Source organism: Pseudomonas sp. 3JA (assembly GCF_036961705.1).
In the GTDB taxonomy this organism is placed as follows: Bacteria; Pseudomonadota; Gammaproteobacteria; order Pseudomonadales; family Pseudomonadaceae; genus Aquipseudomonas; species Aquipseudomonas fluorescens_Q.
In genome coordinates, this window is the sequence record NZ_JBAMDJ010000003.1 from 182,500 (window position 1) to 194,918 (window position 12,419).

Here is a 12,419-nt window from a genome sequence, read left to right on the forward strand (position 1 = left end):
GAGTGTCCCTGATCGCTTCTGACCACTTCCGCATCGTTGTCGGCCTCGGCAAGAGCGGCATGTCCCTGGTTCGCTTCCTGGCGAGCCGGGGCGTGTCGTTTGCCGTCGCCGATACGCGGGAAAATCCACCTGAGCTGGCCACGCTGCGCCGTGACTATCCGCAGGTGGACGTGCGTTGTGGCGAGCTGGACGTCGAATTCCTGTGCCGCGCCGACGAGCTCTACGTGAGCCCCGGCCTGGCCCTGGCGACTCCGGCCCTGCAGGCGGCCGCTGCCCGTGGCGTGAAATTGTCCGGCGACATCGAGCTGTTCGCGCGCAACGCCAAGGCGCCGATCATCGCCATCAGCGGTTCCAATGCCAAGAGCACCGTCACCACCCTGGTGGGTGAGATGGCTGCGGCGGCCGGCAAGCGCGTCGCCGTGGGCGGCAACCTGGGTACCCCGGCGCTGGACCTGCTCAGCGACGACGTCGAGCTGTACGTGATGGAGTTGTCGAGCTTCCAGCTCGAAACCACCGACCACCTGGGCGCCGAAGTGGCGACCGTGCTCAACATCAGCGAAGACCACATGGACCGCTACAGCGGCCTGCCGGCTTATCACCTGGCCAAGCACCGGATCTTCCGTGGTGCCCGGCAAGTGGTGTTCAACCGCCAGGATGCCCTGACTCGTCCATTGTTGGGCGAGGGCATGCCGTGCTGGTCCTTCGGCCTGGGCGTGCCGGACTTCAAAGGCTTCGGGCTGCGCGAAGAGAATGGCGAAAAATACCTGGCCTTCGAATTCCAGAACCTGATGCCGGTGCGCGAACTGAAGATTCGTGGCGCCCACAACCAGGCCAATGCCTTGGCCGCGTTGGCCCTGGGACATGCGGTCGGCCTGCCGTTCGATGCCATGCTCTCGGCCCTGCGCACGTTTGCCGGTCTCGAACACCGCTGCCAGTGGGTGCGCGACCTCGATGGCGTGGCCTGGTACAACGACTCCAAGGCCACCAATGTCGGTGCCGCGCTGGCGGCCATCGAAGGGCTGGGGGCGGACATCGCAGGCAAGCTCGTGCTGATCGCCGGCGGCGACGGCAAGGGCGCCGACTTCAAGGACCTGCGCGACCCGGTGGCGGCCAACTGCCGTGCCGTGGTGCTGATGGGCCGCGACCGTGAATTGATCGCCCAGGCGCTCGGCGATGCCGTGCCGCTGGTTCGGGTCGGTTCGCTGGACGAGGCGGTGCAACAGTGCCGCGCCCTTGCGCAACCAGGCGATGCGGTGCTGTTGTCGCCGGCCTGCGCCAGTTTCGACATGTTCAAGAACTATGAAGAGCGCGGGCAGCTGTTCGCCCGGGCCGCGGAGGACTTGGCATGAGCCTGATGAACATCATCAAGCCGTACCCGTCGCCGCTGATCACCGGGCGCGGCATCGACCTGGATTTCCCGATGCTTGCCGGTTGCCTGGCCTTGCTGGGCCTGGGCCTGGTGATGATCACGTCCGCCTCGTCGGAAGTGGCCGCCGTGCAGTCGGGCAACACGCTTTATCACATGATCCGCCACCTGATTTACCTGGTGATCGGCCTGGGCGCATGCATCGTCACCATGATGGTGCCAATCGCTACCTGGCAGCGCCTGGGCTGGATGATGCTGCTCGGTGCCTTCGGCCTGTTGGTGATGGTGCTGGTGCCGGGTATCGGCCGCGAGGTTAACGGCTCGATGCGCTGGATTGGCTTCAGTTTCTTCAACGTTCAGCCTTCGGAGATCGCCAAGGTCTTCGTGGTGATTTTCCTGGCCGGTTACCTGGTGCGTCGCCAAAAAGAAGTGCGCGAGAGCTGGATGGGGTTCTTCAAGCCGTTCATCGTCTTGCTGCCGATGGCGGGCCTGCTGCTGATGGAGCCGGACTTCGGCGCCACGGTGGTGATGATGGGCGCCGCGGCGGCGATGCTGTTCCTCGGTGGGGTCGGGCTGTTTCGTTTCATCCTGATGGTGGCGTTGGCGGTGGCGGCCGTGACCGTGCTGGTCCAGGCGCAACCGTACCGGATGGCGCGTTTGATCACCTTTACCGACCCGTGGGCCGACCAGTTCGGCTCCGGCTATCAATTGACCCAGGCCTTGATTGCCTTCGGTCGCGGCGAATGGCTGGGCGTGGGCCTGGGCAACAGCGTGCAGAAGCAGTTCTACCTGCCGGAAGCCCACACCGACTTCGTGTTCTCGGTACTGGCCGAAGAGCTGGGCATGGTCGGCTCCCTGTGCACTGTCGCCCTGTTCGTGTTCGTCTGCGTACGCGGCATGTACATCGGCTTGTGGGCTGAAAAGGCCAAGCAGTTTTTTGCCGCTTACGTGGCGTATGGCTTGTCGTTCCTGTGGATCGGCCAGTTCCTGATCAACATCGGCGTGAACGTCGGCCTGTTGCCGACCAAGGGCCTGACGCTGCCGTTCCTCAGTTATGGCGGCAGTTCCCTGGTGATCTGCTGTGCCTGTCTCGGCCTGTTGCTGCGCATCGAATGGGAGAGCCGAACCCACCTGGGCAGCGAAGAGATGGAATTCCAGGAGAGCGACTTCGCCGAGGAGCCGATTCATGGGCGCTAACGTGCTGATCATGGCGGGTGGTACCGGCGGGCACGTATTCCCGGCACTGGCCTGTGCCCGGGAGTTCCAGGCGCGCGGCTACACCGTGCACTGGCTGGGCACGCCACGGGGCATCGAGAACGAACTGGTGCCAACTGCCGGCCTTGAGCTGCACCGGATCGACGCCAGCGGCCTGCGGGGCAAGGGCAAGTTGTCGTTGCTCAAGGCGCCGCTGATGCTGCTCAAGTCGGTCTGGCAGGCGCGGGCGATCATCCGTCGGTTGCGCCCGGTGTGCGTGGTCGGGTTTGGCGGTTATGTGACCGGTCCTGGCGGTGTAGCGGCGAAATTGGCCGGTGTGCCGGTGATCGTTCACGAACAGAACGCCGTGGCCGGTACCGCCAATCGGTTACTGGTGCCGTTGGCCGCCCGGGTCTGTGAAGCCTTTCCCGACACCTTTACCCTGTCGGGCAGCCGCCGCACCACCGGTAATCCGGTGCGTACCGAGCTGTTTTTTGATGCGCCGCGCCCGGCCCTGGCTGGACGCAAGGCACGTTTGCTGGTCCTGGGCGGAAGCCTGGGGGCCGAACCGTTGAACAAATTGCTGCCCGAAGCCTTGTCGCAGGTTGCCCCCGAGCTGCGGCCGGAAGTGTTTCACCAGGCTGGCAAAAACCACGATGAAGTGACCGCCGAGCGCTATCGCGCGGCCGGCGTCGAGGCGCAAGTACAGCCTTTCATCAACGACATGGCCCAAGCCTATGGCTGGGCCGACCTGGTGGTCTGCCGCGCAGGCGCGCTGACCATCAGTGAACTGGCTGCCGCCGGTCTGCCCTCGATGCTGGTGCCTTTGCCCCACGCCATCGACGATCACCAGACCCGTAACGCCGATTATTTGGCCCGTGAAGGCGCTGCCTTCCTGATGCCGCAAAGAACGACTGGCGCCGCGGATCTTGCCGCCCGCCTGACAGAGGTTTTGATGCAGCCGCAACGACTTGAAGACATGGCCCGCGCCGCACGCCGCCTGGCCAAACCCGATGCCACGAGCCAAGTGGTCGATACCTGCCTGGAGGTGGCCCATGGTTGAGAATCGCAAAGCCATGCCGCAACCGGAAATGCGCCGTATCCGTCGCATCCACTTCGTCGGTATCGGCGGCGTGGGCATGTGCGGGATTGCCGAAGTGCTGCTGAACCTGGGTTATCAGGTTTCCGGTTCCGACCTGAAAGCCTCCCCGGTCACCGAGCGCCTGGAATCCTTCGGCGCCCAGATATTTATCGGCCACCGTGCCGAGAACGCCGCCAATGCCGACGTGCTGGTGGTTTCCAGTGCCGTGAACACGTCCAACCCGGAAGTCGCCACCGCCCTGGAGCGCCGTATCCCCGTGGTACCACGGGCCGAGATGCTGGCCGAGCTGATGCGCTATCGCCACGGCATCGCCGTCGCCGGTACCCACGGCAAGACCACCACTACCAGCCTGATCGCTTCGGTGTTCGCGGCCGGTGGCCTGGACCCGACCTTTGTGATCGGCGGTCGCCTGAACGCCGCGGGCACCAATGCCCAGCTGGGCACCAGCCGCTACCTGATCGCCGAAGCCGACGAGAGCGATGCGAGCTTCCTGCACCTGCAACCGCTGGTGGCCGTGGTCACCAACATTGACGCCGACCACATGGCGACCTACGACGGCGACTTCAACAAGCTGAAGAAAACCTTCGTCGAATTCCTGCACAACCTGCCGTTCTACGGTTTGGCGGTGGTGTGCCTGGACGATCCGGTGGTGCGCGAGATTTTGCCGCTGATCAAGCGTCCGACCGTGACCTACGGTTTCGGCGAAGACGTCGACGTGCGCGCCATCAACGTGCGCCAGCAGGGCATGCAGACGTTCTTCACCGTACTGCGCCCCGATCGCGAGCCGTTGGATGTGTCGGTGAACATGCCCGGCAACCACAACGTACTCAATGCCTTGGCCACCATCTGCATCGCCACCGACGAAGGCGTCAGCGATGAAGCCATCGTCCAGGGCCTGTCCGGGTTCCAGGGCGTGGGCCGACGTTTCCAGGTTTACGGCGAACTGCCGGTGGACGGCGGCAACGTGATGCTGGTGGACGACTACGGCCACCATCCGACCGAAGTCGCGGCGGTGATCAAGGCCGTGCGCGGTGGCTGGCCGGAGCGCCGCCTGGTGATGGTCTACCAACCGCACCGCTACAGCCGTACGCGCGACCTGTATGACGATTTCGTCCAGGTGTTGGCCGACGCCAACGTGTTGCTGTTGATGGAAGTCTATCCGGCCGGTGAAGAGCCGATTCCCGGCGCCGACAGCCGTCAGCTGTGCCACAGCATTCGCCAGCGCGGCCAGCTGGACCCGATCTACATCGAGCGCGGCGTGGATCTCGCGCCGCTGGTCAAGCCACTGCTGCGCGCTGGCGACATCCTGCTGTGCCAGGGTGCCGGTGACATCGGTGGCCTGGCCCCGAAACTGTTGAAAAGTCCGTTATTCGCCGGGGCAATCGTGGCTTCCAGCGAGGGGAAACTGAAATGACTGCTGCCTACGCCAACCTGGTCTCGACCCTCGAGCCGAAAGCCTTCGGCCGCGTTGCCGTATTGTTCGGCGGCAAGAGCGCCGAGCGCGAGGTATCCCTCAAGTCCGGCAATGCCGTGCTGCAAGCCCTGCAAAGCGCCGGTGTCGACGCTTTCGGCATCGACGTGGGCGACGATTTCCTGCAACGCCTTCTGAACGAAAAGATCGACCGCGCGTTCATCATTCTTCACGGCCGTGGCGGTGAAGACGGCAGCATGCAAGGCTTGCTCGAGTGCCTGGGCATTCCTTACACCGGCAGCGGCATCCTGGCTTCCGCCCTGGCGATGGACAAGCTGCGCACCAAGCAGGTCTGGCACAGCCTCGGCATTCCGACGCCGCGCCACGCCGTGCTGGCGTCCGAGGCCGATTGTATTTCGGCGGCCACGGAACTGGGCTTCCCTTTGATCGTCAAACCGGCCCATGAAGGTTCAAGTATTGGCATGGCGAAAGTGACTTCGCTGCCTGAGTTGACCGTGGCATGGAAAGACGCCAGTTCCTACGATTCGCAAGTGTTGGTCGAGCAGTGGATCACCGGTCCCGAGTTCACCATCGCCACCCTGCGTGACCAGGTGTTACCGCCGATTGCGCTGGGCACCCCGCACACGTTCTACGACTACGACGCCAAGTACGTCGCCAACGATACCCAGTACCGCATTCCCTGCGGGCTGGACGCCGCCAAGGAAAAACAACTGATGGACCTCACGGCCAAGGCCTGTGAGGCGCTGGGTATTGCCGGTTGGGGCCGGGCGGACGTGATGCAGGACGCCGATGGGCAGTTCTGGTTCCTGGAAGTCAACACCGCGCCCGGCATGACCGATCACAGTCTGGTACCGATGGCGGCCCGTGCCGCCGGCCTGGATTTCCAGCAACTGGTGCTGTCGATCCTGGCTGCCAGTGTCGGCAATCAAGAGTCAAGAGGTTAAGCCATGCAAGGCGCATCGCTTCGTCATCAGCCATCCGCACCCGGTCGCAAGCCGGTGCCGCGGGGTGCCAGCCGAATGGTGGCCAAAGAGCCGATGTCGGCGCGCTTGCCGAAAGCCAATTTTGGTTTTCTCAAGAGCTTGTTCTGGCCGGTGCTGCTGGTGGCGTTGGGGTTCGGTACGTATGAAGGCGCGCAACGGTTGCTGCCTTATGCCGACCGGCCGATCGCCCGGATCAACGTCCAGGGCGACCTGAGCTACATCAGTCAGCAGGCCGTGCAGCAGCGGATCGCTCCGTACGTCGCGTCGAGTTTCTTCACCATCGACCTGGCGGGCATGCGCAAGGAACTGGAGCAGATGCCTTGGATCGCCCACGCCGAAGTCCGCCGGGTGTGGCCCGACCAGGTGTCGATCCGCCTGGAAGAGCAATTGCCAGTGGCCCGTTGGGGCGACGAGTCGTTGTTGAACAACCAGGGCCAGGCGTTTACGCCGCGGGAACTGGCCAACTATGAACATTTGCCACAACTGTTCGGTCCACAGCGGGCCCAGCAGCAAGTGATGCAGCAGTACCAGGTGTTGAGCCAGATGTTGCGGCCATTGGGCTTCTCCATCGCGCGCCTGGAATTGCGTGAGCGCGGCAGTTGGTTTCTGACCACTGGCGCGGGCAGCTCGGGCCCGGGCATCGAGCTGTTGCTCGGGCGCGGCAACCTGGTGGAAAAGATGCGCCGCTTCATCGCCATCTATGACAAGACGCTCAAAGAACAGATTACGAACATTGCGCGCATCGATCTGCGCTATGCCAACGGCCTGGCCGTTGGCTGGCGGGAACCTGTAGCGCCGACGACGGCCGAACCCGCCGTCGCGAAGAATTAAGAAGAGGCAGGACCCATGGCAAACGTGCAAAGCGGGAAAATGATCGTCGGTCTTGATATCGGCACTTCCAAGGTGGTGGCGCTGGTAGGCGAAGTCGCGGACGACGGCACGCTGGTCATCGTCGGGATCGGTACACACCCGTCCCGTGGCTTGAAAAAAGGCGTGGTGGTGAACATCGAGTCCACCGTGCAATCGATCCAGCGCGCCATCGAAGAGGCGCAGCTGATGGCCGGTTGCCGGATCCACTCGGCGTTCGTCGGCGTGGCGGGCAATCACATCCGCAGCCTGAACTCCCACGGCATCGTGGCGATTCGTGATCGCGAAGTCAGCTCCGCCGACCTTGAGCGCGTGCTCGACGCGGCCCAGGCCGTGGCGATCCCGGCGGACCAGCGTGTGTTGCACACCCTGCCGCAGGATTACGTGATCGATAACCAGGAAGGCGTGCGTGAGCCCCTGGGCATGTCCGGCGTGCGCCTGGAAGCCAAGGTCCACGTGGTGACCTGTGCAGTGAACGCGGCGCAGAACATCGAGAAATGCGTGCGCCGCTGCGGCCTGGAAATCGACGACATCATCCTCGAGCAACTGGCCTCGGCCTACTCGGTGCTGACCGACGACGAGAAAGAACTGGGCGTGTGTCTGGTGGACATCGGCGGCGGCACCACCGACATCGCGATCTTCACCGAAGGCGCCATTCGCCACACGGCGGTGATCCCGATTGCCGGTGACCAGGTGACCAACGACATCGCCATGGCGTTGCGTACCCCGACCCAATACGCCGAGGAAATCAAGATCCGTTACGCCTGTGCCTTGGCGAAGCTGGCGGGTGCCGGTGAAACCATCAAGGTGCCGAGTGTCGGCGACCGTCCACCGCGCGAACTGTCGCGCCAGGCCCTGGCCGAAGTGGTCGAGCCGCGCTACGACGAGCTGTTCACGCTGATCCAGGCCGAACTGCGTCGCAGCGGCTACGAAGACCTGATCCCGGCCGGCATCGTGCTGACCGGCGGTACGTCGAAGATGGAAGGCGCGGTCGAGCTGGCCGAAGAGATTTTCCACATGCCGGTGCGCCTGGGCGTGCCCCATGGCGTCAAGGGCCTGGATGACGTGGTCCGCAATCCGATCTATTCCACTGGCGTGGGCCTGTTGATGTACGGCCTGCAGAAGCAGTCCGACGGGATTTCGTTCTCAGGCATCGGCAGCCGCGACAGCTATAGCAGCGACGAGCCGAAGGCTCCGCTGTTCGAGCGGCTCCAGGCTTGGGTCAAAGGCAACTTTTAAACAGTTTCAAAGCTTCAAGCGGCAGGTTTCAGGCTTGGCGCTGGAAGACGCAGCAAACGCAGTAGGCGAAAAAACTAGAGAATGAAAGGAGAGGGAAAATGTTCGAACTCGTAGACAACATCCCCGCTAGCCCGGTTATCAAAGTAATCGGTGTCGGCGGTGGCGGCGGCAACGCTGTCAACCACATGGTCAAGAGCAACATTGAAGGCGTTGAATTCATCTGCGCCAACACTGATGCCCAGGCGCTGAAATCCATCGGCGCGCGGACCATCCTGCAACTGGGCACTGGCGTGACCAAAGGCCTGGGCGCCGGCGCCAACCCTGAAGTCGGTCGTCAGGCCGCTCTCGAAGACCGTGAGCGTATCGCTGAAGTCCTGCAAGGCACCAACATGGTGTTCATCACCACGGGCATGGGTGGCGGTACCGGTACCGGTGCGGCGCCAATCATTGCCGAAGTGGCCAAGGAAATGGGGATCCTCACCGTTGCGGTGGTGACTCGTCCGTTCCCGTTCGAAGGCCGCAAGCGCATGCAGATCGCCGACGAAGGTATCCGTCTGCTGTCTGAAAGCGTCGACTCGTTGATCACCATCCCCAACGAGAAGCTGCTGACCATCCTCGGTAAAGACGCCAGCCTGCTGTCGGCTTTCGCCAAGGCTGACGATGTACTGGCCGGTGCCGTTCGCGGTATCTCCGACATCATCAAGCGTCCGGGCATGATCAACGTCGACTTTGCCGACGTACGGACGGTCATGAGCGAAATGGGCATGGCGATGATGGGCACTGGCTGCGCCAGCGGTCCGAACCGTGCACGCGAGGCCACCGAAGCGGCCATTCGCAACCCGTTGCTCGAAGACGTGAACCTGCAAGGTGCGCGTGGCATCCTGGTGAACATCACCGCCGGTCCTGACCTGTCCCTGGGTGAGTACTCCGACGTGGGTAGCATCATCGAAGCCTTCGCTTCCGAGCACGCGATGGTCAAGGTCGGTACCGTTATCGATCCGGACATGCGCGACGAGCTGCACGTCACCGTGGTTGCCACCGGTCTGGGCGCCAAAATCGAGAAGCCTGTGAAGGTCATCGACAACACCGTTCACACTTCCATGGCTTCGCAACCGCAACAACAAGTGTCTGCCCGTCAGGAAGCGCCTGCGGTGAACTACCGTGACCTGGACCGTCCGACCGTCATGCGCAACCAGGCCCAGGCCGGTACTGCGACTGCCGCGAAGATGAATCCGCAAGACGATCTGGATTACCTGGACATCCCGGCTTTCCTGCGTCGTCAGGCCGATTGATGAAATGTATCAGGGGGATACGGGTGATTGGTGTTCAGCAAAGGTCTGGTCTGCTATCATCGCCAGCCTTTGTTGATACCAGTTCGCAATTTGCGCTGAAGCGGCCCATGCCATGATTAAACAACGCACCCTGAAGAATATTATCCGTGCCACAGGTGTCGGCTTGCACTCCGGCGAGAAGGTCTACCTGACCCTCAAACCCGCGCCTGTCGATACTGGCATTGTGTTTTGTCGTGCCGACCTCGACCCTGTGGTGCAGATTCCTGCTCGCGCGGAAAACGTTGGTGAAACCACTATGTCGACCACTCTGGTCAACGGTGACACCAAAGTGGATACGGTGGAGCATTTGCTCTCGGCCATGGCTGGCCTGGGCATCGATAACGCCTACGTCGAGCTCTCCGCGTCCGAAGTCCCGATCATGGATGGCAGTGCCGGACCCTTCGTATTCCTGATTCAATCGGCTGGCCTGGAAGAGCAGGACGCAGCCAAGAAGTTCATCCGCATCCTGCGGGAAGTGACCGTGGAAGACGGCGACAAGCGCGCCACTTTCGTCCCTTTCGAAGGTTTCAAGGTGAGCTTCGAGATCGATTTCGATCACCCGGTTTTCCGTGACCGCACCCAGAGTGCAAGCGTGGATTTTTCCAGCACTTCGTTCGTAAAAGAAGTCAGCCGCGCCCGTACCTTTGGTTTCATGAGTGACATCGAGTACCTGCGCAAGCACAACCTCGCACTCGGTGGCAGTGTTGAAAACGCGATCGTGGTCGATTCCGATGGTGTATTGAACGAAGACGGCCTTCGTTATGAAGACGAATTCGTCAAGCACAAGATCCTCGATGCAATCGGCGACCTCTACCTGCTGGGCAATAGCCTGATTGGTGAGTTCAAGGGCTTCAAGTCCGGCCATGCACTGAACAACCAGCTGCTGCGCAAGTTGATTGAGCAGAAAGATGCTTGGGAAGTCGTGACGTTCGAAGACGCCAGCACCGCACCAATCTCTTACATGCGCCCTGTTGCGGCCGTGTAGGCAAAAAACCTCTCTAGTTTTTGAAGGCTGCCTTTGGGTGGCCTTTTTTTATGGTCGGGTGTTTCTTCGGGAGCGATGCGGGAACCTGTGGCGAGGGAGCTTGCTCCCGCTGGGGCGCGCAGCGGCCCCAGAACCTGACAACCCGGTGTGTCAGGTAAATTGAGTTGACTGCCTTGGGGGCTGCTGCGCAGCCCAGCGGGAGCAAGCTCCCTCGCCACAGAGAGCACCATGTTCATGCACAGAGGGCGTCATGCCCATCGCCTTTGGATGCTCCGGTGTCACATCGCGCAAACCACACGATTACGCCCACTGGCCTTGGCCTGGTAAAGCGCCTTGTCCGCAGCGAACAAGAGTTGTTTGAGTTCGCTGTACGGTCCCTGAGTCCAAGTGGCGATGCCGATACTGACCGTCATGGGCGCTCCTCCCTCGGACACAGGTGGCAGTTGTTCGACCGCGTCGCGAATATGCTGGGCCATGGTGAAGGCGCCAGCGGTGGTGGTCTCCGGCAGCACCACCGAGAACTCCTCACCGCCATAGCGCGCCGCCAGGTCGGCGGGGCGTCGGACATGCTGGCCGATCAATTGCGCCAAGGTGCGCAGGGCCTCGTCCCCCTGTTGATGACCATGGCGATCATTGAACGCCTTGAAATGATCGGCATCGATCATCAGCACAGACAACGGTTGGCCCGAACGTTGGGCGCGCAGCCATTCCTGTTGCAACGTCTCGTCCAGTGTTCGTCGATTGGCCAGTCCTGTGAGGGCGTCGATGGACGCCAATTGGGCCAGTTCCCGTTCAGCTCTGTAGCGGCGTCGCAATTCGCGGCGTAGCAGCCAGGTAAGCCAGAGCAAACCGATGCACAGCGCGCCGGTGGCGCCGCTGACCAACAACGCCGTGCGTTGCCATGAGGCGAAGACCTCTTGGTAGGAGAGCGCGACCACGACAATCAATGGCAGGTCGCCCACCTGGGAAAAGGTGTAGAGCCGCTGTGTCTGATCAACACTGGAGATGCCGGTAAAACTGCCGTTACCTTCTCGCAGGATGCGTACGAAGTTCGGTCGGTTGCTGAAGTCCTTGCCGATCATGTCGTCGGCCAGGGGCGGTTCCTGGGCCAACAGAATCCCATCGCGGCTGATCAGGTTGACCGTCCCGTGGCCGATGTTCAGGCTTTTGAACAACTGGCTGAAGTAGTTCAGGCGCATTGCGGCCTCGGCCACGCCCATGAACTCACCCCGCTCGTCGCTCAGTCGATAGCTGAAACTGATGCGCCAATCGTGGGCGGCACTCCTGGAGCGGAACGGGCGACTGATCATCATGCCCAGACTCGGGTCCTGGACATGGGACTGGAAATATTCCCGGTCGGCGTAATTGCCTTTGCGCGGTTCGAGCGAGGCGGAGTCGGCGATTACATCGCCACGCTTGTCGAGCAGCAGGATGTCGCCTTTGTAGGGGGCGGCGGTGGCGCGGTCGAACAGCGCCAGATGGCGAATCGCCGGCGAAACGTCTTTCAGGTCGTCGCGTTTGGCGGCGGCGGCCAAACCTTGCAGCGACAGATCGTAGAGCTCCACGTTACGCAGCACATCGGCGTCAATCAATTGCACGATATTGGTCGCCGCACGGGTCGCCGCCTCTTGTGCGGCGGCATGTTCGCGGATCAACAGAAACGTCACGATGCTCAGGATGGCAATGACAACCAGTGAGCTGGCCAGTACGAATACCCGTTCCGAACGTCTCGAAAGCGGGGTGTTGCCGGGTGTCGCACTGCGCGCGCTCATGGTTCCGATGTCTGCATTGTCATGTGGCTGGGGTCCGTCCCAAAGGGTTGCAAACCGGCAATGAACCAGATGCTGGCCTTTTGCTGATTGTGCTTGGATCAATGAGAGTGGGCAATCAGTGTTTGCGCAATAACTGGGTAGGAGCTGC

10 protein-coding genes are annotated in these 12,419 nt (G+C 62.1%); 9 read left to right on the plus strand and 1 reads right to left on the minus strand.

Going from position 1 to position 12,419, the window contains the following annotated elements:
- Positions 1-2 precede the first annotated feature (2 nt).
- The 9 genes from murD to lpxC all read left to right on the plus strand — a co-directional run bounded on the left by murD (position 3) and on the right by lpxC (position 10,499).
- Positions 3-1,349 (plus strand): UDP-N-acetylmuramoyl-L-alanine--D-glutamate ligase, encoded by a 1,347-nt coding sequence (gene murD, locus V7773_RS03785; protein WP_336072387.1) that lies wholly within the window; start codon positions 3-5, stop codon positions 1,347-1,349.
- On the plus strand, positions 1,346-2,563 hold the full coding sequence (ftsW, locus tag V7773_RS03790) for a putative lipid II flippase FtsW (protein ID WP_442963440.1): 1,218 nt from the start codon (positions 1,346-1,348) through the stop codon (positions 2,561-2,563). The genes murD and ftsW overlap by 4 nt, the downstream gene beginning before the upstream one ends.
- Entirely contained in the window at positions 2,553-3,623 is a 1,071-nt protein-coding gene (gene murG / locus V7773_RS03795; protein WP_336072388.1) for an undecaprenyldiphospho-muramoylpentapeptide beta-N-acetylglucosaminyltransferase, read from the plus strand. Before ftsW ends, murG begins: the two co-directional genes overlap by 11 nt.
- Positions 3,616-5,076: a UDP-N-acetylmuramate--L-alanine ligase gene (murC, locus tag V7773_RS03800; RefSeq protein ID WP_336072389.1), complete on the plus strand. Its 1,461-nt coding sequence runs from the start codon at positions 3,616-3,618 to the stop codon at positions 5,074-5,076. Before murG ends, murC begins: the two co-directional genes overlap by 8 nt.
- Complete coding sequence (locus tag V7773_RS03805; protein ID WP_336072390.1) at positions 5,073-6,038, plus strand: D-alanine--D-alanine ligase; 966 nt, start codon at positions 5,073-5,075, stop codon at positions 6,036-6,038. Before murC ends, V7773_RS03805 begins: the two co-directional genes overlap by 4 nt.
- Positions 6,039-6,041: 3 nt before the next feature.
- A complete protein-coding gene (locus tag V7773_RS03810) occupies positions 6,042-6,908 on the plus strand; it encodes a cell division protein FtsQ/DivIB (protein ID WP_092223686.1) in 867 nt (288 codons plus the stop codon).
- A 15-nt stretch (positions 6,909-6,923) separates the two neighbouring features.
- On the plus strand, positions 6,924-8,183 hold the full coding sequence (gene ftsA, locus V7773_RS03815) for a cell division protein FtsA (protein WP_003205342.1): 1,260 nt from the start codon (positions 6,924-6,926) through the stop codon (positions 8,181-8,183).
- Between the two features lie 98 nt (positions 8,184-8,281).
- Positions 8,282-9,475: a cell division protein FtsZ gene (ftsZ, locus tag V7773_RS03820; RefSeq protein ID WP_063324491.1), complete on the plus strand. Its 1,194-nt coding sequence runs from the start codon at positions 8,282-8,284 to the stop codon at positions 9,473-9,475.
- 112 nt (positions 9,476-9,587) lie between these two features.
- Positions 9,588-10,499 carry a UDP-3-O-acyl-N-acetylglucosamine deacetylase gene (gene lpxC / locus V7773_RS03825; protein WP_030139673.1) on the plus strand — a complete coding sequence of 304 codons (912 nt, stop codon included), beginning with the start codon at positions 9,588-9,590 and terminating at the stop codon, positions 10,497-10,499.
- Between the two features lie 278 nt (positions 10,500-10,777).
- Here the strand turns inward: lpxC and V7773_RS03830 are convergent, their stop codons facing one another.
- Entirely contained in the window at positions 10,778-12,271 is a 1,494-nt protein-coding gene (locus V7773_RS03830) for a sensor domain-containing diguanylate cyclase (RefSeq protein WP_336072392.1), read from the minus strand.
- Positions 12,272-12,419: the final 148 nt, after the last annotated feature.

Coding starts and splice junctions, on each gene's coding strand:
- murG (WP_336072388.1), top strand. CDS start 2,553: ATGGGCGCTAACGTGCTGATCATGGCGGGTGGTACCGGCGGGCACGTA.
- V7773_RS03805 (WP_336072390.1), top strand. CDS start 5,073: ATGACTGCTGCCTACGCCAACCTGGTCTCGACCCTCGAGCCGAAAGCC.
- lpxC (WP_030139673.1), top strand. CDS start 9,588: ATGATTAAACAACGCACCCTGAAGAATATTATCCGTGCCACAGGTGTC.
- V7773_RS03810 (WP_092223686.1), top strand. CDS start 6,042: ATGCAAGGCGCATCGCTTCGTCATCAGCCATCCGCACCCGGTCGCAAG.
- V7773_RS03830 (WP_336072392.1), bottom strand. CDS start 12,271: ATGAGCGCGCGCAGTGCGACACCCGGCAACACCCCGCTTTCGAGACGT.
- ftsZ (WP_063324491.1), top strand. CDS start 8,282: ATGTTCGAACTCGTAGACAACATCCCCGCTAGCCCGGTTATCAAAGTA.
- ftsW (WP_442963440.1), top strand. CDS start 1,346: ATGAGCCTGATGAACATCATCAAGCCGTACCCGTCGCCGCTGATCACC.
- murC (WP_336072389.1), top strand. CDS start 3,616: ATGGTTGAGAATCGCAAAGCCATGCCGCAACCGGAAATGCGCCGTATC.
- ftsA (WP_003205342.1), top strand. CDS start 6,924: ATGGCAAACGTGCAAAGCGGGAAAATGATCGTCGGTCTTGATATCGGC.